Genomic DNA, 21,720 nt, shown 5'->3' on the forward strand with positions numbered 1-21,720 from the left:
GGCCTGGCCCGTCATGGTCTCCTACCTTCCAGCTGCCGCCCCGGCGGTGTCTGACGAGGCGCGCGGGCAGCGCCCGGTCGCCGTCGCGACGAGAACGTGGACGCTGCCGGCGGTCCCGGCGCCGGTCGACGGGTCGTCACCACAAGCAGCATCGCGACCAGTACCAGGGACCCGCCGGCGACGCCGCGTAGGTCGAGGGTCTCGCCCCACAGCGCGAACCCGAAGAACGCCGCCCATACCGGTTCCAGCACCATCAGCACCGCCGCCCGGGCCGCGGACACGTGCGCCTGCGCCCACGTCTGCACCAGCATCGCGACCGCTCCGGCAACGACTGACAGGTAGAGGAACGACAGCAGGTCGCCCCACTGTGGGCCGTGCAGGCCGTCCGCCGCCCCGATCGCCAGAAAGCAGACTCCCATGGTGAGCAGCTGCACGAAGGTGAGCGGGTAGGCCGTACCCGCCGACGTCCAGTGGCCGAGGGCGAGGATGTGGACGGCGTACAGCAGTGCCGCCACCATGGTGAGCACCTCACCGAAGCCCAAGGCGTAGCCCCGTAACGACATCGCCGCCACTCCGGCCGTAGCCACAACGGTTGCCAGCACGGTCAGCCGGTCCGGGCGTACCCGCAGCAGCAGCGCGCCGAGCAGCGGCGTGAACACGACGTACATGGACACGACGAAGGCCGAGACGGTCGCGGCGGTGTGCTTCAGGCCGACGAACTGCAGCAGTTGACCGGCGCAGTAGACCAGGCCCAGCGCGATGCCGATCAGGGCGCCACGCCGGTCCAGCCGCAGGATCGCCCTCGGGCGTACCAACCCCACCACCAGCGCGGCGAGCAGAAAGCGCAGCGCGAGGTAGTCGGTGACCGCGATCCGGGTGAGCAGGTCCTTCGACAACGAGAACGTGGAGCCCCAGATCACGGTGACCCCGACCAGCGCCAGCGCTGCGGAGCTGAGCGCTCGTCGGTGCGGCGGTCCGGGCGTGACCGCCTGCGCTGTCACCATTGCACCGACTTGGTCTCCAGGAACTCCTCGATGCCCCACCGGCCCAACTCCCGGCCGTTGCCGGACCTGCGGTAGCCACCGAACGGCGCGACAGGGTTGAAGGTCCCGCCGTTGATGTCGACCTGGCCGGTTCGCATGCGACAGGCGAAGGCGAGCGCGCGGTCCTCGTCGGCGGCCCACACCGCCCCGGCGAGGCCGTACGCCGTGGCGTTGGCCATCGCCAGGGCCTCGGCCTCGCTGTCGTACCCCTGCACAGTGAGGACCGGGCCGAACACCTCCTCGAGGACGATCTCCGCGTCGGGCCGCACGTTGGTGAGCACCGTGGGCCGCACGTAGTGGCCCCGGTCGAGGCCGTCGGGTCGCGTGTGCCCGCCTGCCGCGACGACGGCACCGGCTTCGACTGCCCGGGCCACGAAACCCAGGACGGTGTCCCGCTGGGCGGCGGAGACGACCGGTCCGATGGCTGTGGCGGCGGCGGTCGGGTCTCCCACGACGAGGCGCGCCGCGGCCTGTCCGGCCAGGACGACCGCATCGGCCAGCAGGTCGGCCGGCACCAGCAGCCGCGACCAGGCGCTACAGGTCTGGCCGGAGTTCAGCATCGCGGACTCGACGGTGGCCGTCACGGCGGTGGCCAGGTCCGCACCGGGCAGTACGACACTCGCCGACTTCCCGCCCAGCTCGAGGCAGACCCGCTTGATGGTGGGTGCGGCCAGCGCCGACACGCGGGCGCCGACAGCGGTCGACCCGGTGAAGGACAGCACGTCGATTCCGGGATGGCCGGCCAGGGCCTCCCCCACCACCCGGCCCGCCCCGGGCACCAGGTTGAACACGCCGGGTGGCAGGCCAGCGTCCGCGGCGGCGTCGGCGAGCAGGTACGCCGACAGCGGGGTCAGCTCCGCGGGTTTGAGTACGACGGTGCTGCCCGCCACGAGTGCACCACCGACCTTGGCCAGCACCTGGTAGAGCGGGTAGTTCCACGGGGTGATGCACGCGGCGACCCCGGCCGCTTCCCGCAGCACCAGCGAGTTGCCTACCCGCTCCTGCCACACCACGTCCGGCGCCGTGGTCAGGTAGCCCGACAGAACCGCGAGGCCGCTGTCGACGTGCGCCTGCTCGGCGACCGTCCGGGGCGCGCCGACCTCGGCGATGGTGGTTTCGACCAGCAGGTCCCGCCGCGCATCGAGCACCTTCAGCCAGCTGGTGAGCAGGTCTACCCGCTCGTCGACCGGTCTGGTCGACCAGTCGACGAAGGCCGCCGTGGCCGCGGCGACCGCATCGTCGACCTCACCCACGCCGGCATCCGCGGCGGCGCCGATGGGCTCTTCGCTCGCCGGGTTGTCGACCGCGACGGTCCGTCCGTCACGCGTGGGCCGCCAACGGCCACCGACGAACACCTCCGCCCGGTGCCACTCCGCGCGGCTCACCCGGTCACTCCGGCGCGCTCGGTCACCGCCTCGGCATTGCGCCGCGCCAGTTGCAGGGCACATGCACGCAGGGTGCGGCCGGTGCGATCGGCCTCGGCGCTGACGGCCTCGACCAGCCGGCGCATGGTGCTGTCGATCTTCGAGTAGGACGAGGCGGCGGTCGGCTCGATGTCACCGAAGACGATCCACCACCACCACGCGTTGGTCATCACGTTCGCCAGGAAGTCGGGGACGACCGGGATGCCCCGTGTCACCAGGGCGGCCTCCGCCTCCGGGAGGGTGGGCATGTTGGCACCCTCGACCACCACCCTGGCCTTGATGCGGGATGTGTCGGCTTCGGTGATGACGTACGACATCGCCGCCGGGACCAGCAGGTCGCACGGGACGTCGAGCCAGGCCTCACGCGGGCCGGTGCGGTCCTCCGGGCGAAGCACCGCCCGGTCGATCACGCCGAGACCGTCGCGGGCGCCAAGGAGCAGTTCGACGTCCAGGCCGGCGTCGTTGCGGATCAGCCCGTCCCGGTCCGCCACCGCGATGACCCGGACCCCCGCGGCGGCCAGATAACGGGCGACCGCACCGCCGATCGAGCCGAAGCCCTGCACCACGGCGGTCACCCGCTCATGGTCCAGGCCCATGCGTTCGGCGGTCACCAGGCACGCCTGGGCGACACCGTACCCGCCGACCAGGTCGGCCAGGCAGATGCCGTCCACGTTGACGGCGAACGCCTCGGCCAGCCGCTGCCGTGCGGCGTCGGCGTCCGGGAGGATGGCGAACACGGCCTCCACGGTGGAGGCCAGACCGAGATCGGCGGCGACCTTGTCGAGGGTCTCCTGGCGTAGCCCGAAGTCCTCGCCGGTGTTCCACTGCTCCTTGACGATCGGACGTACCGCGGCGAGGAACCGGCGTAGAACCTCGGGTGCCTCCGGGTCGCCGGGGTCGATGTCGATGCCGCCCTTACCCCCGCCCAGCGGGAGGTAGCGGTCGGCCGGGTCGTAGACCAGCGACTCCTTGCGGGTCATGCCCTGGGCCAGGCCGCGAACCTCGTCGAGGGTGCAGCCGTCGCGCAGTCGCAGGCCGCCGCTGGCCAGGCCGCGGACCAGGGTGTCGATCACCACGTAGCCTTTCCGCGACGTGACGGGGTCTGTCCAGGTGATCTCGAGTAGCGAGCTCATGCGAGTGGTCCTTCGGAGGCGATGGCGGCGGCGGGGTCGTGGTGCTTGAGGTGGATCACCGTGGGCCGGTCGGCGGCGAGGGCCTCGCGGACCGCGGCGGTCAGCGTGCCGGGGTCGTCGAGGGTGACCCCGTGGCAGCCGAGGGCACGGCCGAGGGCGGCGAAGTCCGGTGCGGTGAACGTGACCGCGTGCACGGGATCACCGCGATCGACCATCTCATTGCGGATCTCGCCGTAGCCGCTGTTGTCGACGACGACGACCGGCAGCGGCAGGCCGAGGGCGGCGGCGGTGGCGAGTTCGGCGACGGTGAACATGACGCCGCCGTCGCCGAGCAGGGCGACGACCGGCCGGTCCGGGTGTCCGACCTTGGCCCCAACCGCGGCGGGAAGCCCGTAGCCGAGGGTGCCGTATCCGGTCGGGTACAGGAACGATGAGGGCCGGTAGGTCGGTAGGTTGGCCAGCGCGCCGTAGTAGCAGACCATTGCGCTGTCGGCGCTGACCACCGCGTCACGGGGCAGCGCGGCGGCGAGCGCCTCAATGACCGGTAGCCATTCCGCTCCCTCGGTCCGCGCCTCCTTGAGCTTGCGCTGCCGCCACCGGCGGGCGGTTTCGACGGCCGCCGGGTCGGTGCTGGTCGCCGGGAGAGCCGCCAGCAGCGCACGCACCGCGGGCGCCGCGTCCGCGATCAGGACGATGTCCGGTACGGCGTTGGTGACCGCGCCGACGGGATCGACATCGACCCGGATCAGCCGGCCGTTGAGCGGTAGGGGACCGTTCCACAGGTCCGAGGGTGCGAGCTCGGTACCGACGGCGAGTACCGCGTCGGACTCGGCCACCAGGTCACGCACCGACGGCAGGTGTATCCCGGCGCCGAGCGCGAGAGGGTGGTCCTCGGCCAGCACTCCCTTACCGTTGGTAGTGGTGACCACCGGAGCGCCGAGGAGTTCGGCGAGCAGTCGCACCTCCTCCCCCGCCCGACGTGCACCACCGCCGGCGAGGATGACCGGTCGGTGCGCCGCGGCCAGCCGGTGCGCCGCGGCGGTGACCTGTTCGGCCAGTGGGGCCGGCCGGGGCACCTGCACGGGCCGGGGAATGTCCACCGCGCCGGTCTCGGAGAGGACGTCGAGCGGCACCTCGAGGTGCACGGGTCGGGGTCGACCCGCCGTCATGGTGGCGAACGCCTGGGCGGCCGCGATCGGGATCTCGGCGACGCTGGCGGCCCGGATGCTCGCGGCGGCCACCGCGGCCAACGCGGCACCCTGGTCCCTGGTCTCGTGCAGGAGGCCGTTGCCGAGGCCCGGATGGCGCAACGGCAGGCCGGGCGACACCAGCAGCACCGGCACTGAGTCGGAGTAGGCCTGGCCGACCGCGGCGGCCGCGTTGAGCACCGCCGGGCCGCTGGTCACGACAGCCACCCCCGGCCGGCCGGTGCTACGGGCGTAACCGTCGGCGGCGTAGCCCGCGCCCTGCTCGTGGCGGTGGCTGATGTGCCGTACCCCCTGCTCGGCGAGGTGGCGGTAGATCTCCAGGTTGTGGGTGCCCGGGATGCCGAACACGGTGTCGACGCCGTGGGCGACGAGGGCGGCTACGAGCGCCTGACCACCGGTCATCTGCGTCATGGTCTACCGCCCGGCGGAGGAGTTGGCGTACACGACCTTGCCGAGCCACTGGCCGCCGTCGACGGAGAGCACGTCGCCGGTCACGTAGCCCGCGCGCCGCTCGTCGAGGAGGAACGCGGCGGACTCGGCAACCTCCTCCGGCCTGGTGAACCGACCCGCTGGCACGCTGCCGAGCACCCGGGCCCGGTCCTCGGCCGTTGGCCACAGTGCCGCGCCGGCGCCTTCGGTTTCCGTGGGGCCCGGCGCGATGCAGTTGACCCGGATCCCGCGGGCGCCCCACTCGGCGGCGAGGGTGCGGGTCATGGCGAGGACGCCGCCTTTCGCCGCGGCGCTGTGCACGGTGCCGGGATGGCCGTGCCAGGCGTAGCTGGCGATCACGTTGAGGACCGCTCCACCGCCCGCCGCCAGCATGTGCGCGGCCGCGGCGCGAGTGCAGTAGAAGGTGCCGTTGAGGACGATGTCCACCACCGCTCGCCAGCCGTTGGGCGACAGATTCTCCGCCGGGCAGACGAAGTTGCCCGCCGCGTTGTTCACCAGGGCGTCCAGTCGCCCGTGGTCGGTCACCACCCGGTCCACCGCCGCGGTCACGGCATCGGGGTCGCGCACGTCGCAGCAGGCCACACCGGCCCGGACGCCGTACTTCTCGGCCATCCGGGCGGTCTCCTCCAGCGGCTCGCGGCGGCGCCCGAGCACCACGACCTCGCCACCGCCGGCGGCGTACCGCAGGGCAATCGCCCGGCCGATGCCGGAACCGCCGCCGGTGACCAGCGCGACCTTGCCAACGAATTCGTTGTACGGCGATGTGCCGATCATTGGTTTGCTCCTGTCAGTACCGGATCGGGTGCCACGTCGTCACTGGGGAGCGCGGTGAGCACCAGAGCATCCACCGCCAGAGCGCCGTCGGGGGCTACCCGCAACGGGTTGACCTCGCACTCCACCACGTCTGGTTCCTCGGCGAGCAGGCGGGACACGGCGGCGACAACCCGGGCGGCGGCGTCGACGTCGACCGGCGGGCGGCCCCGCCAGCCCTGCAGCATCGGGTAGGCGCGCAGGGATTCGAGCATCCGCTTGGCCTGCCCCTCGTTGACCGGCGCCAGGGCGAGTTGCACGTCGCGGTACAGCTCAGCCTGCACGCCGCCGAGCCCGACCAGCACGAGGGGACCGAAGGACCGATCGCGTCGGGCGCCGACGATCAGCTCGACCACGTCGGGCCGGACGTCCATCTCCTCGAGTACGTAGCCGCCGGCACCCAGTCGTCCGGACATGTCGGTGAACGCGGCGACGGCCGCTTCGGCGTCGGCCAGTCCGACGACGACGCCGCCGACGTCGGACTTGTGCTCCAGCCAGTCAGCCTTGAGCACGAACGGCCCGGTCATCGCCGCCGCGGCGACGCGGACGTGGTCCGCCGACGCGACGGCCGACGCCCTCGGGTACGGCACGCCGTGCCGGGCGATGCGATCGCGTCCGTCGAGGTAGAGCGCGGCCTCGCCCACCGTCACGGCGGCGGGCGCGGCCTCCCTGAGCTGGTCAGGGGCGCGGTCGAAGAGGTTGGCGGCGAGTCCCAGGGAGCGGGCCACCCCGTCGATGGTGTGCAGCGTGGGCACCGCCTGAGCGCGCATGGACTGCACGGCTTCGGAGTCATGGCTCATGCTGTGCACGACGACCGGCCGTTCGTGGCGGCGGACCGAATCGGCCAGCATCTCGACGACCTCGAGTTCCCGGTCCACCAGTGCGGGGGTGTCCGAGCCGTACGACCCGAAGTAGCCGGACAACACCACGGCGTCGACCTCGTCGCTGGCCAGTAGCATCTCGACAATCCGGGAATAGGTGTCCAGGTCCTGCTCGCCGGCGCCGGCCAGGTCCACGGGGTTGGCCACCGCCGCGGCGGCTGGCAGGACTGCCGCGAGCGCGTCGGAGAGAGCCGGGGACAATCGCGGCACCGTGAGCCCTTCGCGGCACAGGATGTCCGCGGCCAGGGCGCCCTGACCGCCGCTGTCGCTCACGACGGCGACCCGGTGGCCGCGCGGCAGCGGGCTGCCCACGAGCAGATGCGCGAGGTCGATGGCCTGCGCCGGGGTCTCGACGAGCAGTGCTCCGGCGGCACGGCAGGCGGCGGCAACCACGTCGGTCGACACGGTCAGCGCTCCGGTGTGCGAGCGGGCCGCGATCCGGCTGGCCTCGCTGGTACCCACGGTGAGCACCACGACCGGTTTGCCGGCCGCGCGCAGCCGGGCCATGGTGGCGACGAGGTCCCGCCCGGAGGCGAAGCTCTCCAGGTACAGCACGACCGCCTTGGTCGGCTGATGGTCGACGAGGTCTTCGAGCAGGTCTGCCGCGGTGACGTCGACCTGGTTGCCGACCGAGACGAATCGGGAGACGCCGAGGCCGGCGTGCGCGGCCAGGCCGGCGATCTCCAGACCGAGCTGCCCGGACTGGGAGACGATGCCGAGGCTGCCGGGGTGAAAGCTGCCCCAGGCGAGCTCGAGCTGGTGTTCGGCGTCGTAGAGGCCGAGGCAGTTCGGGCCGACCAGCCGGGCCCCTGCCGCGCGGATGCGGGCCGCCAGCCGGCGTTCGAGGCCCGGTTCGCCGTGTACGGCATCGATCCCGGCGGTGATACCGAGGAAACCTGTGGCCCCCAGCGCCAGCGCCTCGTCGACCACGGCCGGGATGCTGGCCGCGGGCGCGCACAGCACCACGAGTTCCGGAGGCTCCGGCAGGTCGCGCAGCGAAGCGTAGGACTGAATTCCCTCAATCGTCGGGGACTTCCCGTTCACCAGGTACACCGAGCGGCGGTCGGCGCCACGCATCGCGCCCCGAGCGAGCCAGTAACCCCACTTCGCCGGGTCGCTGGAGGCACCGACCACGGCCACGCAGCGGGGATCGGAGAAGACCGACAGCGAGGCGCTCATTTCTTCTGCGCCAGGGAGCGGGAGATGATCAGCCGCTGGATGTCGGAGGTGCCCTCCTCGAGTTCCTCCAGCTTCGCGTCGCGCAGCCATTTCTCCACCAGGTACTCACGTGAGTAGCCCCAGCCGCCGTGGGTCTGCAGTGCGGCGTTGGTGACCCAGGTGGTGTTCTCCGAGGCGGTGACCTTCGCGATCGCCGATTCCGCCGCCACGTGCTCGCCAGCGTCGAACAGCCGGGCGGCTCGCATCGTGACCAGGTGCGAGATGTCCGTCCGCGCGGCCATGTCCGCGATCCGGAACGCCACGGCCTGGTGCTCGATGATCGGCTTACCGAACTGGACGCGCTCGTGGGCGTACGTGATCGTCGCGTCGAGCGCGGCCCGGGACAGCCCGGTCGCACCGGCGCCGATCAGAATGCGGGACGCGTCGAAGGTACGCATCAGGCCGTAGAAGCCCTTGCCCTCCGCGCCGAGCCGGTGCCCGACGGGTACCCGCACGTTGTCGAGGAAGACCTCGGCGTTGACGATGCCCCGCTGACCCAGCTTCTTCATCGGATTTCCGATGACGACGCCGGGCGTGTCCCGCTCGACGAGGAAGGCGGTCACGCCTCTCGCCCGCAGCGCGGGGTCGACGGTCGCGAACACCACGATCCACTGCGCGTAGGGGGCGTTGGAGATCCAGGTCTTCTGGCCGTTGAGGACGTAGTGGTCGCCGTCGCGCACCGCCCGTGTCTGGATGGCGGCGGAGTCGGACCCGACACCGGGCTCGGTGACCGCGACCGCGGTGACCGGCGGCTGCTGACTGGCGAGTGGGGTGAGCCAACGCTTGCGCTGCTCCTCGTTGCCCAGTTCCAGTACCGGCCCGGCGAAGAACGCGCTGGACGTCAGGAAGTTGCCGATGCCGATGTCGCCGTAACACAGTTCCTGCTGTACCAGGCACTGGGTGACCAGGTCGCTGATACCGCCGCCGCCGTACTCGGCCGGCAGCATGTACGAGGCCAGGCCGACCCTGGCCGCCTTGGCCCACAGGTCGAGCGGGGACTCGGTGTCGGCCTCGTCGACCTCACGGGCACGAGGGCGGATCTCCCGCTCGGCGAAGTCACGGGCGAGCGCGACGAACTCGCGCTGCTCCTCGCTCAGTTCGATGCCGTCACGGATGCTGCGGGTCATGGTGCCTCCTTGCAGGGTTCAGCGGACGGCCCTCCCAGGTAGGGCCGTCGACGTACGGGACCAGGTCAGTTGACGCTTGCGGCGCGGTCCCCGCCATTGATGTCGTCCTGGACGACGAGCGAATGCTCGCGATGCCAGTGGGCGAGCACCGCGAGGCCGGGCTGCGGGGTGAACCGCCCCCGGGTGGCGGCGCGGGCCACCAGGTTCCGACCGTCCGGAAGGGTGATCTCGACGCGCAGCCCGCTGCCGAGGTAGACCACGTCGCGGACGACCCCGTCGACGGCGTTGTCCTCGGCGGGCAGATCGGTGCCGGGCTCGGCAAGCTGCACGTGCTCGGGCCGCACCACGAGCGCGGAGCCGCTGCGGGCCGTGTCCGCGATGGCGAACACCGCCTTCGAGGCCTCGTCGACGAACTTCTGCCCGTCACTGTGGCCGGCGAATATGTTCGACTCGCCGAGGAACTCCGCGGCGTAGCGGCTGGACGGCCGCTCGTACAGCTCTTCGGGTGTGCCGACCTGGACCAGCGCGCCGTCGCGCAGAACCGCGATCCGGTCGGACATCGCCAGCGCCTCCTCCTGATCGTGGGTGACGAAGACGACGGTGGTGCCCAGCTCCCGGTGCAGTCGTTTGATCTCAAGCTGGAGCTGTTCGCGTAGCCGCTTGTCGAGCGCGCCGAGCGGTTCGTCCATCAGCAGCGCCTGCGGCTGGAAGACGATGGCACGGGCCAGGGCCACCCGCTGCTGCTGCCCGCCGGACAGTTGGGCGGGCCGCCGCTTGCCCAGGTGGCCGAGTTCCACCACCTCAAGGGCCTGCTGCACCCGTCGGACGACCTCGCTGCGGCCCACCGCCCGGCGGCGCAACGGGAAGGCGACGTTGTCGAAGACCGACATGTGCGGGAACAGCGCGTAGTGCTGGAACACCATGCCGAGATTGCGCTTGTGTGAGGGCACTCTGGTGAGGTCGCGGCCGTCCACCTGGATGCGCCCCGCGTCGGCGTCGATGAAGCCGGCGATGATGTTGAGCAGCGTCGACTTCCCGGAACCGCTCGCACCGAGCAGAGTGAGAAACTCGCCGGGCCGCACGTGCAGGCTCACGTCGTCGACCGCGGTCATGCCGCTGTAGCGCTTGACCACGTTGACGATGTCGATGGATGTCCCTGCGCCGCCGAGTTCTGCGAGCTGATTGTTCATGGCGTGGTGTCCTTTGGCAGAAGGTCAGGCTCGGTTGAGGCGGCGGTTACGCAGGGCGCGTGCCAGACCGACCGAGGCGAACAGGGCCAGGGTGACGAGCAGCAGCATCGTCGAGACGGCGGCGACGGTCGGATCGATCTGGACCCGGACTCCGCTCCACATCTGCACGGGCAGCGTCGTCAGTTCCGGACCGGCCAGGAAGATGCTGGTCACCACCTCGTCGAACGACGTGATGAAAGCGAACAGGGCTCCGGCCAGCACACTGGGCGCGATGATGGGCAGGGTGACGCGGAAGAAGGTGCTCAACCGTCCGGCTCCCAGGCCCGACGCGGCCATTTCGAGCCTGCGGTCGAAGCTCACCAGCGCCGCCGATACGTTGATCACCACGAACGGCACCGCCAGCGCGGTGTGCACCAGCACGAACCCGAGCGCCGTCTGCGTGAGCCCCAGTCGCAGGAAGGCGGCGTACACCGCGAGCCCGACGATCACGTAGGGCACCAGCACCGGCGCGAGCACGAGACCACTCACCGCCGCTCGCAGCGGGTAGCGGCCGCGCACCATCGCCAGGGACGCCAGCACGCCGAGCACGACGGACAGGGCGGTGACCAACAATCCGATCTGGACGCTGTTGAGGGTGCTGGAGATCCAGGTCTGATCCTGGAAGTAGCTCTCGTACCAGCGCAACGACCACTTCTCGGGAGGGAACGCCAGGAACGAGCTGTCGTTGAACGAGGTCGGGACGACGACGAACACCGGGGCGACCAGGTAGATCCCGGTCAACGCCACCAGCCCGGTCAACGCCGCGCGGACCACGGTGCGTGAGGTCATCGCCCACCCGCCACGAACTTGTCGATCTTGACGATGCGAGAAACCAGGAGCAGCAGCACGCCGGTGACCACGAAAAGCACGACCGCCAGTGCCGACGCGAAGCCCCACCGCAGCACGGCCGAGAGTTGCTGCACGATGAGTTCGCCGATCATCATGTCCTGCGGGTTGCCGAGCAGCGCCGGCGTGACGTAGAACCCGATTGAGGAGATGAACACCAGCAGGCTGGATGCGGCGACGCCGGGCACGGTCAATGGGGCGTACACCCGCCAGAACGCCGACACCGGTCGCGCGCCGAGTCCTTCGGCGGCCTGGACGAGCCGCCGGTCGATGCCGCGCATGGTGGCGAACATCGGCAGTACGGCGTACGGCAGCATCACCTGGACCATGCCGATCACCACGCCGGTGGACGTGCGAATCATCGCGATGGGCTCGTCGATGATGCCGACACTGATCAGGGTCTGGTTGACCACCCCGGTGTCGCCGAGCATCAGCACCCAGGCGAAGGTGCGGACCAGCAGGCTGGTCCAGAAGGGCACCAGGACGGCCACCAGCAGCACGCCGCGCCAGAACGGTGAGGCGAGCGTCATCAGGTAGGCGTAGGGAAAGCCGAGGAGCAGGGTCACCAGGGTGACCAGCCCGGAGATCCGGAACGTGTTGACCAGGACATCGACGTAGACGGGTGAGGCGAAGAAGTCCCGATAGTTGTCCAAGCCGGTGACCGGGTCAGTGAAGCTGCGCGCGAGCACCAGGACCAGCGGGGCGACGTACACCGCCAGCAGGAAGAGCACCAGGGGAAGCAGCAGCAGTCCCCACCCGTCGAAGATCCCACGCCTTCGCCCGTACGGCTGCGAAGGGGCCGGGGAGCCGGGGTCCGCGCCCCGGCTGCCCGATGCCACTCCGTCCGGCGCGGACGCCACCACGCTCACTTGACCGCCCATTCGGTGAGCCGCTCTGTCACGCTGTCGTAGTGCTCCGCCCAGTAGGAGTAGTCGATGATCACTGAACGCTTCGCGGCGTTCTCCGGCGACGTCGGCAGCTCCTTGGCCACCGCCGGGTCGATGTGTTCCAAGGCAGCCTTGTTGACCGGCGCGTACGCGGTGGCATTGGAGTAACCCGCCTGACCCTTCGCATCCATGAGGTAGTGGGCCAGCCACTCCTGCGCCTGGGCCGCCTGCGGGGAGCCCTTGGGAATGACGAACTGGTCGTAGGCGACCATGTGCTCGTTCCACTCGTTGGCCACCGGCTGGCCGGCCTTGGCCGCGGAGTAGATCCGCCCGTTCCAGGCCTGGATCAGCGGAGCCTCCCCGGTGGAGACCAGCTGTTGCTGCTGCTCACCGGTCTCGTAGAAGACAATGTCCTTCTTGATCGTGTCGAGCTTGCGGAAGGCGCGATCGATGTCCAGCGGGTAGAGGTTCTCGGGCTTCACCCCGTCGGCCAGGAGCGCGGCCTCGAACATGGCGCCGGTGGCGTACCTCCAGAAGCCCCGCTTGCCGGGGAACTGCGCGGTGTCGAAGAACTCCGCCCAGGTCGTCGGGTGCCGATCGGCGAAGGTCTTGGTGTTGTACGCGATGGTGAACGCGTACTCCAGGGTCGGCACGGCGCAGTCGGTGACCTCCACCGGGTTGACCTGCGACGTGTCCACCTTGGCCTTGTCGAGCTTCTCCGCCCAGCCGTTGGAACAGGCGGTCTTGGCGAAGTTCGGCTCCACCTCGACCACGCCCCAGCTCACCTTGCCCGACTCGACCTGGGCGCGGAACTTCGCGTAGTCGGTGGGAGAGTCCTGCTTGACCGTGACACCGTTCTGGTCCGCCCACGGCTGGACCGCCTCCCGCACGTGGGTCTTCTGATCCTCGCCGCCCCACATGACCACGGTCAGCGACTTGCCACTGGCCCCGCCGGCGTCTCCACCGCATCCGACCAGGGCGACCACGGCACCCGCCGCGACACCGGCAGCGAGGACCCGCTTCGGAACGTGCACTAGTCCCCCAAATTTGATTGGCGCGTCAGTTATATGAGCACGATCCTGTGAGGCGAGTCACGACGTGTCAAGGGGGTCTTCGGGGGTTTCTGGCGCCGAAGCGCGTCTGATTCAGGGAAAGCCTTGAAGATCACCGATAGCTGGGTCGATCGACCCGCACGGCAAAACGCCACCCCGCACATCGGAGCGGGGCGGCGTGTCCGCGGGGAGAAGCGCGGCCAGCGCGGCGGCGACAACGCCCGGGCGGAGTGCGCCGGCCGAACCGGGCCGGGCGGGCGCGGACTACGGGCGCGGTACGGACACCGGGGCGTGGGTACCGGGTGACTGTGACGGAGCCTCGAGAGTGCGCAGCATTTCCTCGCAGGCGGCACGCATCCGGGCCACGGTCAGGCTCTTTGATCCAAGCAGCACCTGGAGACTGAGCCCGTCGATCATGCCGATCAGACCGTTGGCGAGCAGCACCGGATCGCCCTCGCGGAAGTACGCGGCGGCCTGCCCGTCACGGATGATCGCAGCGACCGTCCGCCGCCACTCGCCGTAGACCCGCTCGTTCAGGTCCTGCAGGTCCAGGTCGTGCAGAGCCTCCACCCACAGCTCCGCCCACACGTGCCACGCACGCACGGTGACTTCGTCGGCCGGCAGATACGACTCCACGAAGGCACGCAGCCTGTCCCGTGGGTCGGGGTGCTGCTCCATGAGCGGCGCGCGCCGTCGCAGGGACTGGGCGAAGTTCCATTCGAACGCCGCGTGCATGAGGTCACGCTTGGTGTCGAAGTAGTAGTGCACGGTACCGGTGCTGGTCTTCGCGCGCCGGGCCACATCGGCTACGCGCAGGGACTTGAAGCCGATCTCGGAAAGGACCTCGCAGGCGGCCGCGAGGATCTGACCCTTGCGCTCCGCCTCCACGCTCACTCGCGCCATGGGCCCCATCCATCCGTCTGGCCGACCAAGCAGTCCCCAAACCACCAATACTGACGCGTCAGTCAAACATCTCCAGTGAGCAGCCGCAAGCAGCGCCCGCCCGACACGGTGAGCACTCCGAGCCGACCGGGCCAATTGTGGAAGACCGGCCGACGGGCCGCCAGAGGCGACGCCGAATCGCGATGGCGCCGCTCACCTCCGGCCGCAGGGACGTTGACGAGCGGCCGGCCGCGACATCGAGGCGGATCACGAACCCTCAGGTCACACTGGCCCACTCATCAGTCGGCCCGCCGCACCGTGGTGTCCACGAGAAGAGCCTGTCGGCGCTGGTGGACGGTGAAGTAGCGCAGTCCGTCCGGCCCGCTGGTGAACTGACGGCGCGACCGCCGGGGCAGCCACACCAGGGCGCCGGACCGCAGGTCCACGACGCCGCCTTCGGTGGCGAGCTGCCCGGACCCGGCCAGGACGTGGATGAGGACATCGAGGTCCGGGCCGGCGTGCTCGTCGATGACGCCGCCGGGCGGCAACGCGATGATGTTGGCGTCCAGGTCCCGTTCGCGCGCCTGCAACTTCCACACCGCCCCGGTCACATCCGGCTCACCGGTGAGCTCGGCGAGGCCGGTCGTGTCGACGAGAGTCCGGGGAAGCGGCGTACTGGTGAGCTTGGTGATCCGGATCCGCCAGTTGCGGGGCTCCCGTGCCAGGTACTCCCAGCCGACGCTGCCGGGATGGTCAGCCTCGAACTCGTCGCGCAGGTGCCTGGGGTCGTGGTCGTTGACGAGCACGAACGACCCGTTCGTCGGCAGCTCGGCATAGCGGGCGAAGATCGTCGAGTGCTTGTCGGTCTTGCGAAGTTGCCGCACGTCGAGCTCTGACTCCGTGCTCTTCTGCTCCATCTGGTTCCTCCCACCCATGGGTTTATACAACCCGAACTTGTGTAAACTATAGGCATGACGTACGTGATCGGTGAACCCTGCGTAGATGTGATCGACCGCGCATGCGTGGAAGAGTGCCCGGTGGACTGCATCTACGAGGGGGCCCGCAGCCTCTACATCCAGCCGGACGAGTGCGTCGACTGCGGGGCCTGTGAGCCGGTCTGCCCGGTCGAGGCCATCTACTTCGAGGACGATCTGCCCGAGCCGTACCGTCCGCACCTCGCCGACAACGAGGCGTTCTTCGTCGAGACCCTGCCGGGCCGCGACGGGCCCCTGGGCTCCCCGGGCGGTGCCGCGAGGATCGGCCCGCTGGGGGTGGACACGCCGATGGTGGCGAATCTCCCGCCGACGAACGCCGCACAGGAAGGGTGAGAATCATGGCGACCGAGTCCGAGCAGCCGGCGGGGCCACGTCTGCGGGTCCTGCGGGTGCTGAACGCGGCGAGCGCCCCGCTGAGCATCGTGGCGATCGCCGGCCAGTTGGGCGTGCATCCGAACACCGTCCGGTTTCACCTGGACACCCTGGTCGGTCAGGGCCGGGTCGAACGTGTGGTACCCGAGCAGAACCGCCCCGGCCGTCCCCCGCTGCTGTTCCGGGCGGTGCGAAGGATGGACCCGGCCGGGCCGCGGCAGTACCGGGTGCTGGCCGAGATACTCGCGTTGAGTCTCGCCGGCGACGCTGATCCCGATGCGAAGGCGATCGAGGCCGGTCGCCGGTGGGGCCGACAGATCGCCTCGTCCACCGACGACGACGGGGCGGGCGGGAAAGCGGCGCCGGTCGACCATCTGATGTCGTTGCTGGAGACGATGAACTTCGCTCCTGAACGGCGTGACGCCGACGGTCAGGTACGGATCGGTCTGCGGCACTGCCCCTTCCTCGAACTCGCCGAATCCCAGCCCCACGTCGTCTGCCCGGTCCACCTGGGCCTGATGCGAGGTGCCATGGACGCCTGGCAGGTGCCGGTCATGGTCGACCGGCTGGAGGCGTTCGTCGAGCCCAACCTGTGCCTCACCCACCTCACGGTCACCGGGGCAGCCCGATGAACGCCGCCGCGGCGGTCGCGGTCGCGGTGAGCTTCGTCTGGTTGGGCATGGTGCTGGCCATCTCGTTCATCGAGGCGCCGCTGAAGTTTCGTGCCCCCGGCGTGACCGTGCAGATTGGGCTGGGCATCGGTCGGCTGGTCTTCCGTGTCCTCAACGCCATCGAGGTCATCCTCGGCATGACCATCCTGGTCGCGTTCGCGTTGAACCCGCCGCCAGCGCGGGCGCTTGCGGCCATCATGGTCGCCGTCGCCGTCCTGCTGGTCCAGCTGCTGGCTGTCCGGCCGCGGCTGGCTCGGCGCTCCCGCGCCGTGTTGGCGGGCGAGAATGCACCACGCTCGCACGCTCACTACGCCTACGTTGCCCTTGAGCTGGTCAAGGTGGTCGCCCTGCTCGCGGGCGGCGTCCTCCTGCTGGCTCTCTGACCCAACGCGTTGATCCCGGACGAGACGAAGGGCTCTATCGATGAAGTCGACCTCCCTCCCCACACTGGCGGAGGAACAGCTGACCTTGGCTCGAGAGGCGCACAGCGGCCGATCGGCCCACACCATCCACGGCGGCCACGACCAGGCACTCCGCCATACCGTCCTGGCTCTGCTCGCCGGGCGTGAGTTGGCCGAACACAGCAGCCCGGGCGAGGCGACCTTGCTGGTCCTACGCGGCCACGTCCGGCTCACCACGTCGACCGAGGCATGGGAGGGCAGGGACGGTGACCACGTCGCGATCCCGCCACAGCGGCACGCCCTGACCGCGGTCGAGGACTCAGTCGTGCTGCTGACCGTCGTGAGCCCGCGATAGACCTGCACGATCGCCCATGTCTACTTGACCTGCGGCCAGCCGTTCGCCGCTGTGAAGAGGGCCTCGGTGAGTTCGTCCCACTGCCGGAGCCGGGGCATCTCCTGGCCGAGGGCCCCCGCGAGGAAGCGGAAGTCCTCTTTCAGTACGTCGATCGTCCTCATGTAGGTGTGCGCGTCCAGCGACTTCAGCGTGAACAGCGTCGCGTCCGCGATCTGTTGCACGTTGAAGAGGTGCTCGGAGCCGTGCGGGATCAGGGTCCGCATGATGTCGGTCTTCGCTCGGTGGACGTAGCGGATCACGTGTGAGGCCGGGTCAATGCGGATCATCTCGGCGGCGACGCCGGCGTTCTTGGGCACGAGGAACGCCTGGAAGGCCAGGTATTCCGGTACGGCCTCGGTCCACTCGCGGAGCCGTCGGATGAAGCGCTGTTCGATGATGTGATCCAGCTCGAACAGGTACCCGAAGCCGGACACCTTGCGGACCTTCTTCTGCATCTCGTTGTACTGGTTGATGCCCATCTTCGCCACGGTGTCGTAGTGGCCCAGCATCGCCGTCGTGAGGGTCACCCGGCCCGGCAGCCGGCCGTGGGCCGCCTTGATGATGGTGCGGTAGTCGTCGCCCAGGTGCGCCTTGAGGTAGGCGTGCACCCACTGACGTGTCGTGCCGAGCAACCAGTCCAGCGGCGCCTTCGGGTCGTTCCCGCGGCGGGTCACGATGGCGATGTAGTCGTCGTACTCCCAGCGCAGCATCGAGTTGGCGAACGACGCCATGTCCTCGGTGAAGAGCGCGTGGACGTCGAGGTCGAGGAGGTCGTCGGCCTGCTTCGAGGCCTTCTTCGCCTCCTGCAGCACGTCCTGGACGCCCTTGGCCAGCGTCGAGGCCGCACGGGGGTTCGCGGTGGCGGCTTCCAACATCTTGGCGAGCTTCTCCTGCTGTGGCTCCGGCAGGCTCTTGAGACGTTTCAGAGGTGCACCGGACCGCGCAGCACCGTCGACATCGTCCACGATCCGGCGCAGATCAGCCGTCAGCGCTTCGATGCGGGCGAGTTCCTCGCTGAGCCGCGCCGAACTCCTGCCCATACGGACGTAGCCGTCGCGCCAACCGACACCGCCGCCAGAGTTCCGTACACGATGATCTCGTTGGAGGTGACGCGATTGCCCCAGAAGTCACGCCCGGTTGCCGTCATGAACGCGAGCTGTCCGAGCTCGTAGAGGTCTCCGATGATGGGGACGAAGCTGAGCGGCACCTCGATCATCATCTGGACCATGGACGGGACGCTCGTCCTGTCGGACAGCTCGTGGCGGTGGTGGGTCTTCGGGTCGAAGTCCAGGCTCGCGCCCTGGCGCGGAACATCTTCGTGAGCGACCTTGCGGGAATAGACAAACGTCGCCCGGGCGACGGCCTTCGGCCCGGGTTGGACGGTCACGGTGACGTTCTCGTCGTGCTGGATGACGATCAGACTGACCGAGCCCTGGCAGCGGGCCGAGTAGGCGTACGCCGCGGGCTTGTCCGGGTCCTTGATCGTGACCTGTACCTGGAAGTGGCCCTCCCAGTGCTGGATCACCACCCCGGTGGGCTGCGGCACGATCAGCAGTCCGGGCGGCAGCACCCGTTTCCAGACGTAACCGAGGCTCACCGCCATCGTGTCCGCGACCCTGCCCAGGTTGTCCGCCTCCACCGGAACCGGCGTCTCGGCCCCCGAGACGAGCACGTACGGAGTTCCCATCGCCGAGAGGATCGACTGCGGATCACCGAACGAGGGAGCCGCCCGCGGGTCCTGGTTGCGAAAGACCGTGACCTGGGGCGTGAGGTCGCACAGCACGGTGTCAGGATCGAGGACCTGGTGGCGCAGGTCGGACGTGGGCCTGCGCTGGTGATGCGACGGGTGGCACTGGCAGGGGGGCCCGGGTGACGTGGTCACCGCGGAGAACGGTGACCGGGGCCGCTCGACGCGGAACGCGGTGAACGACGGCCGGTCCCGGCGTACCCGCACCGTGACGTCCCGCGCCAACGCCATCAGCAGGATCGGGCGCCGGAACGCGGGTGACTCGGGATACGTCACCCTCGCCGGGCCGCCTGACGGGGGCAGCCAGTGCCACACGACCGGCGGGATGCCCAACTCCTTCCAGCGCTTCGCGCTTGCCTGCCCGGGGCGGATGGTCCAGGTCCAGGAGACCTTCAGCGAGGTGTCGGTGATGGTGATGTGGGCGAGGTTGTCGGCCGGGATCAACCGGCCGGTGAACGCGAGGGCGCCGTCCAGTGCGGGCATCGACGCGTAGGTGGCGCCGTCGCGAAGCACCCTACGGCTCCTCGTCAGGCACCCAGTGCCCGTCGGCCTGTTTTGCCCAGCGTGGCAACCCCTCCGCCGTGCGCAGTTGCAGGAGGCTCGTGGGCACCCGCACCTCCCACGGCTCTCCGACGGCGACCTCCGTACCGGGCATGCCCAGCCGTTCCGCGATCTCATCCGCGATCGGCAGGTACGTGTCGTCGCTGACCGTCGGGAGCGGGCCGCCCTGCCACCCCCGGCGGCGCAGCGGCTCAGTCACCTTCGCGACGGTGACGGTCGGCTTCTGCGCCCACCGCACGATCGAGCCGAGCCGGGCCGGCTACGCCCGCTCTTGCCGCGATCCCTCGTGCGGCGTAGGGTCCGTCCACTCCGGCCACCATCGAAGGAGATGCGTGTGACCACCCCCGTACGGCTCCGTCTCGCCGTGTCCGTGCTGGTGACCGCCGGAGCCGTGCTGCTCGGCACGGCAGCCCCCGCGGCGCCGCCCGCGGTGTCGTCGCACCCGGCCACGCACGGTGGCTGCGACCCGATCGACCCGACCGCGTGCCTGCTGCCGTTCCCGAACGACTTCTTCACCGTGCCGGATCGAGCCAGCCGCACCGGCAAGCGGGTGCAACTCGCGGCCTCCTCGATGCCCGCCAACGTGCACGGCACCCCGATCGACCCGGCCGAATGGAACCGACAGGACGGGTTCAGCCCCGGCTCGCCGATCCTGGTGCGCGTGCCCGGCCTGGACGCCGCGGCCACGGGGATCGCCCCGGTCACCGACATCGGCCGCTCGCTGGCGCCGGACGCGCCGATCGTGCTGCTCAACACGGCCACCGGCAAGCGCACCCCGTACTGGGCGGAGTTGGACGCGCACGCCGCCGGCGCGCCCGACCGGCAGCTGCTCATCATCCGGCCGGCGGTGGCGCTGGCCGAGGGCACCCGGTACGTTGTGGGCCTGCGTGGCATGCGCGACCGGAACGGGAAGCTCATCCCTACGCCGGCCGCATTCCGGAAGTACGTAACCGGCGTCGGCCTCGGCCCCCGGGACCGCCGCGCCCCGCAGATCAAGCGGGTCCTCGCCGACCTGACCAGGGTCGGCGTCAAGCGGCACAGCCTCCACCTGGCGTGGGACTTCACGGTGGCGAGCCGGCAGGGCCTGACCGGGCGGATGCTGGCGATCCGCGACAACGCCTTCGCCACCCTGGGCGCGGCGGCGCCGTCGATCACCGTCACCCAGGTGACCGACTACCCGCCCGCGCAGGATGCGCGGATCGCCCGGCAGGTGACCGGCACCATCGGCGTACCGTCCTATCTGAACGGCAGCGGCGGACCCGGGTCACGGCTGCACTACGGGCCGGCCGACGGCGACGGGACAGCACCGACGAGGTACTCCCTGCCCACGCCGTCCGGCGCGACGCTGCGGGCGGACTTCGTCTGCAACATCCCGCGCAGCGCCTCCGCCGCCGATCCGGCACACCTGTCGCTCTACGGCCACGGTCTGCTGGGCAGCCCGACCGAGGTCAACGCCGGCAACGTCAAGACCATGTCGGCGACGTACGACTTCAGCTTCTGCGCGACAAGTTGGATCGGCATGGCCGCCGCTGACGTCCCGTACGTGGCCGGCGCCTTCACCGACCTCAGCGCCTTCCCCGCGGTGGCGGACCGGTTGCAGCAGAGCTTCCTGAACTTCCTATTCCTGGGCCGGGCGATGATCCACCCGGACGGGTTCGCGGCCGACCCGGCGTTCCAGGACGCCGGCGGGCAACCGCTGATCGACGTGGCCGGCGGGCTGCACTACGACGGCAACAGTCAGGGTGGCATCAACGGCGGCGCACTCACCGCCATCGCCCAGGACTGGACCCGGTCCGTGCTCGGCGTGCCGGCGATGAACTACTCCACGCTGCTGCAGCGCAGCGTGGACTTCGCCCCCTTCCAATCGATCATGGACCAGTACTACCCGGACAAGGTCGACCAGCAGCTGATCTTCGCACTGCTGCAGATGCTCTGGGACCGGTCCGAAGCCAACGGGTACGCCCAGCACATGACCGACGAGCCGTTGCCGCGCACCCCGGCGCACCGGGTGCTGATGCACGTGGCCTTCGGCGACCACCAGGTCTCCCCCGCCGCGGCCGAGGTCCAGGCGCGCACCATCGGCGCCCGCCTGCACACCCCTGCCCTCGCCGACGGCTGGTCACTCGACGTGAAGCCGTACTGGGGCATCACACCGATCCGGGCGTATCCGTACACCGGCTCGGCGATCGTGATCTGGAACAGCGGCGCGGCGTACGCGCCGCCGACGACGAACCTCGCCCCGGCCGGGCCGGAGTACGGCGACGATCCGCACGAGTTCCCGCGCGCCCAGGCCGGAGCCCAGAAACAGAAGGCGGTGTTCCTGCTCACCGGCAAGGTCATCGACGTCTGCGCGCGAACGCCCTGCCCGTGAGGCGCTGACCGGGTCGCG

The 21,720-nt window shown here is 70.1% G+C and carries 21 protein-coding genes; 5 read left to right on the top strand and 16 right to left on the bottom strand.

Annotation, left to right across the window (positions count from 1 at the left end; translation table 11 throughout):
* Nucleotides 1-11: 11 nt before the first annotated feature.
* The 13 genes from ACWD5O_RS19870 to ACWD5O_RS19930 all read right to left on the bottom strand — a co-directional run bounded on the left by ACWD5O_RS19870 (nt 12) and on the right by ACWD5O_RS19930 (nt 15,107).
* A complete protein-coding gene (locus tag ACWD5O_RS19870) occupies nt 12-1,001 on the bottom strand; it encodes a DMT family transporter (protein WP_450086161.1) in 990 nt (329 codons plus the stop codon).
* A complete protein-coding gene (locus ACWD5O_RS19875; protein WP_450086162.1) occupies nt 998-2,428 on the bottom strand; it encodes an aldehyde dehydrogenase family protein in 1,431 nt (476 codons plus the stop codon). Before ACWD5O_RS19875 ends, ACWD5O_RS19870 begins: the two co-directional genes overlap by 4 nt.
* On the bottom strand, nt 2,425-3,600 hold the full coding sequence (locus ACWD5O_RS19880) for a Glu/Leu/Phe/Val dehydrogenase dimerization domain-containing protein (protein ID WP_450086163.1): 1,176 nt from the start codon (nt 3,598-3,600) through the stop codon (nt 2,425-2,427). Before ACWD5O_RS19880 ends, ACWD5O_RS19875 begins: the two co-directional genes overlap by 4 nt.
* Nucleotides 3,597-5,210 (bottom strand): 5-guanidino-2-oxopentanoate decarboxylase, encoded by a 1,614-nt coding sequence (locus ACWD5O_RS19885; RefSeq protein ID WP_450086164.1) that lies wholly within the window; start codon nt 5,208-5,210, stop codon nt 3,597-3,599. The genes ACWD5O_RS19880 and ACWD5O_RS19885 overlap by 4 nt, the downstream gene beginning before the upstream one ends.
* 12 nt (nt 5,211-5,222) lie before the next feature.
* A complete protein-coding gene (locus ACWD5O_RS19890) occupies nt 5,223-6,032 on the bottom strand; it encodes an SDR family oxidoreductase (protein ID WP_354965779.1) in 810 nt (269 codons plus the stop codon).
* Complete coding sequence (locus ACWD5O_RS19895; protein WP_450086165.1) at nt 6,029-8,128, bottom strand: acetate--CoA ligase family protein; 2,100 nt, start codon at nt 8,126-8,128, stop codon at nt 6,029-6,031. The genes ACWD5O_RS19890 and ACWD5O_RS19895 overlap by 4 nt, the downstream gene beginning before the upstream one ends.
* Nucleotides 8,125-9,294, bottom strand: coding sequence for an acyl-CoA dehydrogenase family protein (locus ACWD5O_RS19900; RefSeq protein WP_450086166.1), 1,170 nt, complete (start codon nt 9,292-9,294; stop codon nt 8,125-8,127). Before ACWD5O_RS19900 ends, ACWD5O_RS19895 begins: the two co-directional genes overlap by 4 nt.
* A gap of 65 nt (nt 9,295-9,359) precedes the next feature.
* Nucleotides 9,360-10,484, bottom strand: a complete 1,125-nt coding sequence (locus ACWD5O_RS19905) for an ABC transporter ATP-binding protein (protein WP_450086167.1) — start codon at nt 10,482-10,484, stop codon at nt 9,360-9,362.
* 24 nt (nt 10,485-10,508) lie between these two features.
* Complete coding sequence (locus tag ACWD5O_RS19910; protein WP_450086168.1) at nt 10,509-11,312, bottom strand: ABC transporter permease; 804 nt, start codon at nt 11,310-11,312, stop codon at nt 10,509-10,511.
* Entirely contained in the window at nt 11,309-12,238 is a 930-nt protein-coding gene (locus tag ACWD5O_RS19915) for an ABC transporter permease (RefSeq protein ID WP_354965784.1), read from the bottom strand. Before ACWD5O_RS19915 ends, ACWD5O_RS19910 begins: the two co-directional genes overlap by 4 nt.
* The gene (locus ACWD5O_RS19920) at nt 12,235-13,290 is read right to left on the bottom strand and encodes an ABC transporter substrate-binding protein (protein WP_354965785.1); all 1,056 of its coding nucleotides are present in this window, start codon (nt 13,288-13,290) and stop codon (nt 12,235-12,237) included. The genes ACWD5O_RS19915 and ACWD5O_RS19920 overlap by 4 nt, the downstream gene beginning before the upstream one ends.
* 282 nt (nt 13,291-13,572) lie before the next feature.
* Nucleotides 13,573-14,211, bottom strand: coding sequence for a TetR/AcrR family transcriptional regulator (locus ACWD5O_RS19925; protein ID WP_354965786.1), 639 nt, complete (start codon nt 14,209-14,211; stop codon nt 13,573-13,575).
* Nucleotides 14,212-14,489: 278 nt separating this feature from the next.
* The gene (locus ACWD5O_RS19930; RefSeq protein ID WP_450086169.1) at nt 14,490-15,107 is read right to left on the bottom strand and encodes a DUF2249 domain-containing protein; all 618 of its coding nucleotides are present in this window, start codon (nt 15,105-15,107) and stop codon (nt 14,490-14,492) included.
* Between the two features lie 54 nt (nt 15,108-15,161).
* Between ACWD5O_RS19930 and fdxA the strand changes: the two genes are divergently transcribed.
* The 4 genes from fdxA to ACWD5O_RS19950 are packed head-to-tail and all read left to right on the top strand — an operon-like array spanning nt 15,162 to nt 16,984.
* Nucleotides 15,162-15,518: a ferredoxin gene (gene fdxA / locus ACWD5O_RS19935; RefSeq protein WP_354965788.1), complete on the top strand. Its 357-nt coding sequence runs from the start codon at nt 15,162-15,164 to the stop codon at nt 15,516-15,518.
* 5 nt (nt 15,519-15,523) lie between these two features.
* Nucleotides 15,524-16,189, top strand: a complete 666-nt coding sequence (locus ACWD5O_RS19940) for a helix-turn-helix transcriptional regulator (RefSeq protein ID WP_450086170.1) — start codon at nt 15,524-15,526, stop codon at nt 16,187-16,189.
* Nucleotides 16,186-16,611 (top strand): hypothetical protein, encoded by a 426-nt coding sequence (locus ACWD5O_RS19945; RefSeq protein WP_387327651.1) that lies wholly within the window; start codon nt 16,186-16,188, stop codon nt 16,609-16,611. Before ACWD5O_RS19940 ends, ACWD5O_RS19945 begins: the two co-directional genes overlap by 4 nt.
* Before the next feature lie 40 nt (nt 16,612-16,651).
* Complete coding sequence (locus tag ACWD5O_RS19950) at nt 16,652-16,984, top strand: cupin domain-containing protein (RefSeq protein ID WP_354965791.1); 333 nt, start codon at nt 16,652-16,654, stop codon at nt 16,982-16,984.
* 20 nt (nt 16,985-17,004) lie between these two features.
* On the opposite strand, the gene ACWD5O_RS19955 is transcribed toward ACWD5O_RS19950, so the two are convergent.
* The 3 genes from ACWD5O_RS19955 to ACWD5O_RS19965 are packed head-to-tail and all read right to left on the bottom strand — an operon-like array spanning nt 17,005 to nt 19,530.
* Nucleotides 17,005-18,063, bottom strand: coding sequence for a hypothetical protein (locus tag ACWD5O_RS19955; protein ID WP_450086171.1), 1,059 nt, complete (start codon nt 18,061-18,063; stop codon nt 17,005-17,007).
* On the bottom strand, nt 18,009-19,283 hold the full coding sequence (locus tag ACWD5O_RS19960; RefSeq protein ID WP_450086172.1) for a hypothetical protein: 1,275 nt from the start codon (nt 19,281-19,283) through the stop codon (nt 18,009-18,011). Before ACWD5O_RS19960 ends, ACWD5O_RS19955 begins: the two co-directional genes overlap by 55 nt.
* A 1-nt stretch (nt 19,284) precedes the next feature.
* Complete coding sequence (locus ACWD5O_RS19965) at nt 19,285-19,530, bottom strand: hypothetical protein (protein WP_450086173.1); 246 nt, start codon at nt 19,528-19,530, stop codon at nt 19,285-19,287.
* Nucleotides 19,531-19,659: 129 nt separating this feature from the next.
* On the opposite strand from ACWD5O_RS19965, the gene ACWD5O_RS19970 reads away from it, so the two are divergent.
* A complete protein-coding gene (locus ACWD5O_RS19970) occupies nt 19,660-21,702 on the top strand; it encodes a hypothetical protein (protein WP_450086174.1) in 2,043 nt (680 codons plus the stop codon).
* Nucleotides 21,703-21,720: the final 18 nt, after the last annotated feature.

It is taken from the genome of Micromonospora sp. NPDC005161, assembly GCF_053599855.1.

What these genes read in the sequence shown, in the direction of transcription:
- ACWD5O_RS19880 (WP_450086163.1), bottom strand. Translation starts at nt 3,600, where the DNA reads ATGAGCTCGCTACTCGAGATCACCTGGACAGACCCCGTCACGTCGCGG.
- ACWD5O_RS19885 (WP_450086164.1), bottom strand. Translation starts at nt 5,210, where the DNA reads ATGACCGGTGGTCAGGCGCTCGTAGCCGCCCTCGTCGCCCACGGCGTC.
- ACWD5O_RS19890 (WP_354965779.1), bottom strand. Translation starts at nt 6,032, where the DNA reads ATGATCGGCACATCGCCGTACAACGAATTCGTTGGCAAGGTCGCGCTG.
- ACWD5O_RS19895 (WP_450086165.1), bottom strand. Translation starts at nt 8,128, where the DNA reads ATGAGCGCCTCGCTGTCGGTCTTCTCCGATCCCCGCTGCGTGGCCGTG.
- ACWD5O_RS19900 (WP_450086166.1), bottom strand. Translation starts at nt 9,294, where the DNA reads ATGACCCGCAGCATCCGTGACGGCATCGAACTGAGCGAGGAGCAGCGC.
- ACWD5O_RS19905 (WP_450086167.1), bottom strand. Translation starts at nt 10,484, where the DNA reads ATGAACAATCAGCTCGCAGAACTCGGCGGCGCAGGGACATCCATCGAC.
- ACWD5O_RS19910 (WP_450086168.1), bottom strand. Translation starts at nt 11,312, where the DNA reads ATGACCTCACGCACCGTGGTCCGCGCGGCGTTGACCGGGCTGGTGGCG.
- ACWD5O_RS19925 (WP_354965786.1), bottom strand. Translation starts at nt 14,211, where the DNA reads ATGGCGCGAGTGAGCGTGGAGGCGGAGCGCAAGGGTCAGATCCTCGCG.
- ACWD5O_RS19930 (WP_450086169.1), bottom strand. Translation starts at nt 15,107, where the DNA reads ATGGAGCAGAAGAGCACGGAGTCAGAGCTCGACGTGCGGCAACTTCGC.
- fdxA (WP_354965788.1), top strand. Translation starts at nt 15,162, where the DNA reads ATGACGTACGTGATCGGTGAACCCTGCGTAGATGTGATCGACCGCGCA.
- ACWD5O_RS19940 (WP_450086170.1), top strand. Translation starts at nt 15,524, where the DNA reads ATGGCGACCGAGTCCGAGCAGCCGGCGGGGCCACGTCTGCGGGTCCTG.
- ACWD5O_RS19945 (WP_387327651.1), top strand. Translation starts at nt 16,186, where the DNA reads ATGAACGCCGCCGCGGCGGTCGCGGTCGCGGTGAGCTTCGTCTGGTTG.
- ACWD5O_RS19950 (WP_354965791.1), top strand. Translation starts at nt 16,652, where the DNA reads ATGAAGTCGACCTCCCTCCCCACACTGGCGGAGGAACAGCTGACCTTG.
- ACWD5O_RS19955 (WP_450086171.1), bottom strand. Translation starts at nt 18,063, where the DNA reads ATGGGCAGGAGTTCGGCGCGGCTCAGCGAGGAACTCGCCCGCATCGAA.
- ACWD5O_RS19970 (WP_450086174.1), top strand. Translation starts at nt 19,660, where the DNA reads ATGCGTGTGACCACCCCCGTACGGCTCCGTCTCGCCGTGTCCGTGCTG.